Source organism: Bacillus sp. BB081 (genome assembly GCF_008368895.1).
GTDB classification, from domain to species: domain Bacteria; phylum Bacillota; class Bacilli; order Bacillales; family Bacillaceae_G; genus Bacillus_A; species Bacillus_A wiedmannii.
Map to the genome: position 1 here is coordinate 1 of NZ_QOZX01000132.1, position 4,228 is coordinate 4,228.

The following is a 4,228-nucleotide window of genomic DNA, read 5'->3' on the forward strand; positions in this document are numbered from 1 at the left end:
AAAAAACGAAAGAAAATGCATAGTGCATTTTCTTTCGTTTTTTTATAGGATTAAATATTTAAAGGGTGGATTTTAAAGTATGAAATAGAAAGGGAAACTAACGAATCATGGTATAATGATAAAAGACTTACATATTATTTTGTCATTTTGAGAGGAGCTTAAAAATGTATTCTACTTTAGAACAATTAACAAAGCACCCTGTATTTTATCATTTTGCAGAAATTTCAAAGATTCCTAGAGGATCTGGTAATGAAAAGGAAATTAGTGATTATTTAGTGGGCTTTGCAAAAGAGCGTAATTTAGAAGTGATTCAAGATGAAGCGATGAATGTCATTATTAAAAAAGAAGCAACTGCTGGTTATGAAAATGTACCAGCTATTATTATTCAAGGTCATATGGATATGGTATGTGAAAAAAATCAAGCGACTGTACATGATTTTGAAAAAGATCCAATTGAATTACGAATTATTGGGGACATGTTATATGCAAATCAAACAACTTTAGGTGCTGATAATGGTATTGCAGTTGCGTATGCAATGGCTTTATTAGATTCAAAAGACATTCCACATCCAGCACTTGAAGTAGTTATAACCACTGAAGAAGAAACAACAATGGGCGGGGCTTTCGCTGTTGATTCAAATCATTTTGAAGGAAAGATCTTTATTAATATTGATTCTGAAGAAGATCATAAATTACTTGTAAGTAGCGCAGGTGGTGCGAAAGCTGTTGAAACAATTCCAGTAATTTGGGATGAAGCGCCAGCGAATATGGATGCATACCGTCTATATGTTGGTGGTCTAAAAGGCGGACATTCTGGTATGGAAATTGATAAACAACGTGGTAATGCGAACAAAGTATTAGGACGAGTATTACATGATTTATCAGTAAATATTCAATTTGGTTTAAGTGAAGTTCATGGCGGATTAAAAACGAATGCAATTCCGCGTGAAAGTGTAGCTACAATTGTATTACGTACAGAAGATGTAGAGAAAGTAGAAGAAAAACTATTATCATGGACAAGAGTATTACAAGAAGAAATGCGTGCTGTTGATCCAGATGTTCATGTTACATTTACAAAATTGGATGAGAAAGTAGAAAAAGTATTTGCTAAAGAAACACAAAAGCAGCTTATTTCATCATTATTCTTAATTCCGAACGGCATTCAAAGCATGAGCATGGATATTAAAGGTCTAGTAGAAAGCTCAACAAATTTAGGCGTTATTGAAACGTTGCAAGATGAAATTAAATTACGTAACGAAGTGAGAAGTTCTGTAAGTAGTTTAAAACAACATGTTGCAGATGAAATTAAATGTATTGCCGAATTAGTTGGTGCAACATTTGAAATAGAGTCAGAGTATCCAGAATGGCCATACAATCCGAATTCACAAATTCGTAATTTGTTTGAAAAAGTGCATCAAGAAAAATACAACAAGGATGCTGAAATCTTCGCTGTACATGCAGGTATTGAATGTAGTGCATTCGTTCAAAAGATGCCTGACTTAGATGCAATTGCATTTGGTCCAGACATTTTTAACGTTCATACACCAGATGAACATATTAGTATTTCTTCTGTTGTGAATAATTGGGGATTCTTCGTTGATGTAATGAAGGGTACGAAAGAATTAGCTAAATAATATGGATGAAATGAAAAGTAGCCTATAAAACTTTATAGGCTACTTTTTTGTATTGATCTTTATTAGAAATTCTTTTTTACGTTAGTATTTAATTTTTACTTTTATTTCTAGAGGATATTGTACCAAAGATTGCTCCGGATATTGCACCGATTAAAGTCATAAAAAGTGCATTCCATGCTGCAAATGACATTATTACACCTCCACATAATAAATTATTGTTTCTTAGCCTTTTGAATAGAAATGATAATTGCGACAACTATTAAGAAAATAAGAGGAGACCAAGAATAGAAAGACATGTAATATTCTCCTTTCAATATTAATTTTATAAATTGTTATAAATAAATTATCGCATTTTTAAAGAGTAAACATATATAATATGCAATATTGCATATTGAATGGTAAAACTTATAGAAGTGGAAACAGTTATTGAATAAAAATGCTAATTTATAAAGAAAGTAAGAATTTTTTGAAACCTTAAAAAGGGCAAACAATCAAAAAGCTCCTCTACCTTATATAAGGCAGAGAAGCTTTTAAAATAATCTTTGTCTAATATTATTTTGAGATTTTAAAGCTGCCGCCATAATAATAATTTTCTCCAAGTTTCATAACGGCTACATATGTTCCTGGGTTATAAACCTTAGTAATAGGTGTTACAAATCTACCATAATTATGTTTTAGACCTGAGTCATAAATGGTTTTATATCTATGCAAGTTTATTTCATTATTTTCATTTCCACTCAATTGATATATTTTTACAATACCAGTATCCTTACCACCAGTATATATAGTAACATCGAACGTATCTCCATGCTTTAAGTCACCAACTGCTAACTCTTCTATAAAATCTGCATTATGATGTAATAAAAAATAGTTTTGCCACTGCCAATTATCTAAAAATCGTGATTCTTTTTGTGTAAGTTGCGCTTCAGCAGACACAGGTGGGAGTGTACCAATTGTATTCGAAAATAAAAATCCTCCAACAGTCAATGCACCAATAATTGTTGATTGCCTTAAAAGTTTCATGTTCTAAACCTCCTATTTACTTAAGGATTCAGAAATCGTTTTTGTGAAAAACTAGCTGTGAAATCTAATGGATGATAATATCTTCTATAATCATATTAACATTTATAGATTTATCAGACAAATTAATAAATAATAAAATTATATCGAGGGAGTGAAGGCTAATATAAGAAAGAGGTTAGATGTATAGCTAAGAAATCTTAATTATATGTAATTGGGATTTGTTATTTGAAAATTCGATTGTTTTAATGCTGAAATTTCAATTCAATTTAGTACATAATTTTACAATTTGACTTATGTAATTTATCACGTTATGATTTTTTTATTATAAAAGAAAGGCTTGAATATAATGATTCGTCGTTTGAGAAAGCTAAAAAATGTAGCAGTCGTATTAAGCTTCTAAGTGAATGACAAAGATCTACAATACTTAGAAGCGAGGAATAAAGTTATGAAGCATCCATTATATAATCATTGGTCAGAAACGAAATATTTAAAAGATATAGTAACAAATCCACTCATTGAAGTAGGAGAGTACTCCTATTACTCAGGGTATTATGGTCATCAAAATTTTGAAGACGGCTGTGTAAGGTATTTGTGGGGGGATGCTAAGTCCCGAGCACTTTTCAATCCAATTGAACAGATGGGATGGCATCTTGATAAACTCATTATTGGGAATTATGTTTGTATTGCCAGTGGAGTAGTCATTTTAATGGGTGGTAATCATAATCATCACTCAGAATGGATTACAGTATATCCATTCGCTGAGCAAATTGAACATTCATATGAACCGAAGGGTGATACAGTCATTAAAAGTGATGCTTGGATTGGAATGAATGCTATAATAATGCCTGGCGTTACAATCGGTGAAGGTGCAATCGTTGCAGCAGGATCTGTCGTAAGTAAAGATGTTCCGCCGTATACAATAGTTGGTGGAAATCCTGCTAAGGAAATAAAGAAACGATTCACTGATACAGAAATGAATATGCTAATGGAAATGCGTTGGTTTGATTGGGATAGAGAATTGATTGAGAGGGCAATTCCTCTGTTATCTAGTCCATCCATTGAACCATTATTTGCTTTTTATAACAATGAAGTGAAAAATAAATAAATCAGTTAGAAAAACTACATCCTAAATAGGGTGTAGTTTTTTATTATTTGTACTAGAAATAATCTCTCTGTTATGGTCTAGTTTTTATAAATTATCTTAAGAAAAATTAAGAAATATAACCAGTGGTTCTTAATATGTTTTATTTATAATTCAAATGATTGAACAAAATTGTTTCTTCATTTTCCCTTCAAGGTTTTCCATCACGAAGTATTTGCTAGGAAGTAGAAAAAAGCTAGCCCATATATTAGAAATTTCAGCGATATTCCAAAAGTATTCACCTGAAGTATTTGGTGGACAGCAACATTTGCACTTATGTATAAGCTGGGCATTATATAGTTTATAAAATCTGCAGCAATGATTCTATTTTTGAGATAGCGAAAAGGGATTTTTTTATGCAATTCATTTTGTTTTCTTAACAAAATACCTAATGCTTTCTTATCTAAATAGGAACAAATTTATTACTTAG

The 4,228-nt window shown here is 31.2% G+C and carries 3 protein-coding genes; 2 read left to right on the forward strand and 1 reads right to left on the reverse strand.

Annotated features, from left to right (window positions below):
- The first annotated feature begins 164 nt into the window (after positions 1-164).
- Positions 165-1,634 (forward strand): beta-Ala-His dipeptidase, encoded by a 1,470-nt coding sequence (gene pepD, locus DN394_RS28660; RefSeq protein WP_098149463.1) that lies wholly within the window; start codon positions 165-167, stop codon positions 1,632-1,634.
- Between the two features lie 552 nt (positions 1,635-2,186).
- On the opposite strand, the gene DN394_RS28665 is transcribed toward pepD, so the two are convergent.
- A complete protein-coding gene (locus DN394_RS28665; protein ID WP_097815972.1) occupies positions 2,187-2,657 on the reverse strand; it encodes a DUF5065 family protein in 471 nt (156 codons plus the stop codon).
- A gap of 445 nt (positions 2,658-3,102) precedes the next feature.
- Between DN394_RS28665 and DN394_RS28670 the strand changes: the two genes are divergently transcribed.
- Complete coding sequence (locus DN394_RS28670) at positions 3,103-3,762, forward strand: CatB-related O-acetyltransferase (RefSeq protein ID WP_048566397.1); 660 nt, start codon at positions 3,103-3,105, stop codon at positions 3,760-3,762.
- Positions 3,763-4,228 lie beyond the last annotated feature (466 nt).

Coding starts and splice junctions, on each gene's coding strand:
- DN394_RS28670 (WP_048566397.1), top strand. CDS start 3,103: ATGAAGCATCCATTATATAATCATTGGTCAGAAACGAAATATTTAAAA.
- DN394_RS28665 (WP_097815972.1), bottom strand. CDS start 2,657: ATGAAACTTTTAAGGCAATCAACAATTATTGGTGCATTGACTGTTGGA.
- pepD (WP_098149463.1), top strand. CDS start 165: ATGTATTCTACTTTAGAACAATTAACAAAGCACCCTGTATTTTATCAT.